Origin of the sequence: Emticicia aquatica (assembly GCF_923079645.1) — a bacterium.
GTDB classification, from domain to species: Bacteria; Bacteroidota; Bacteroidia; order Cytophagales; family Spirosomataceae; genus Emticicia; species Emticicia aquatica.
In genome coordinates, this window is sequence record NZ_CAKLPY010000022.1 from 1 (window position 1) to 930 (window position 930).

The following is a 930-nucleotide window of genomic DNA, read 5'->3' on the forward strand; positions in this document are numbered from 1 at the left end:
TTAAACTAACTGTGCCTGTACCACAGCGACTACCACCCGCACTTGTTGGTGGACTCGGTATTACATTCACCACAACACTTGCTGTAGCTGTTGCTGTACATCCTGCCGATGAGGTTACTGTTACTGTATAAACGCCACCATTTACGGTTTGTCCATTACTTATCGTTGGATTTTGTAAAGTAGATACAAATGAATTTGGGCCTACCCATGAATATGTACTTCCTCCACTGGACACTAAACTAATCGTACTTCCAACACATTCTGTATCTCCTGTGGCACTTGCCGTCGGGATGGCATTGATTGTCGCTACTGAACTATTTCTTGGGCTACTCACACAGCCATTCAAACTACATTCTACATAATATGTTGTCGTCGTTGAAATACTTGGGGTCGTGTAACTAGCTCCGGTTGCTAGGGAGGTACCGCCTGTTAAACCTGCATACCATGAAATTGTACCGCCGGCACAACCACTTGCACTTAAACTAACTGTGCCTGTACCACAGCGACTACCACCCGCACTTGTTGGTGGACTCGGTATTACATTCACCACAACACTTGCTGTAGCTGTTGCTGTACATCCTGCCGATGAGGTTACTGTTACTGTGTAAACACCACCATTTACGGTTTGTCCATTACTTATCGTTGGATTTTGTAAGGTCGAAACAAATGAATTTGGACCGACCCATGAATATGTACCACCTCCACTTGATGTTAAACTAATCGTGTTCCCTACACAAATTGTTGTACCTGTGGCACTTGCCGTCGGGATGGCATTGATTGTCGCTACTGAACTATTTCTTGGGCTGCTCACACAACCATTCAAACTACATTCTACATAATACGTTGTCGTCGTTGAAATACTTGGGGTCGTGTAACTTGCTCCGGTTGCTAAGGAGGTACCGCCTGTTAAACCTGCATACCATGAAATTG

1 protein-coding gene is annotated in these 930 nt (G+C 44.7%); it reads right to left on the minus strand.

Annotated features, from left to right (window positions below):
* A partial coding sequence (locus MJQ71_RS20815; RefSeq protein WP_445447663.1) for an Ig-like domain-containing protein occupies positions 1-930 on the minus strand: 930 nt, incomplete at both ends.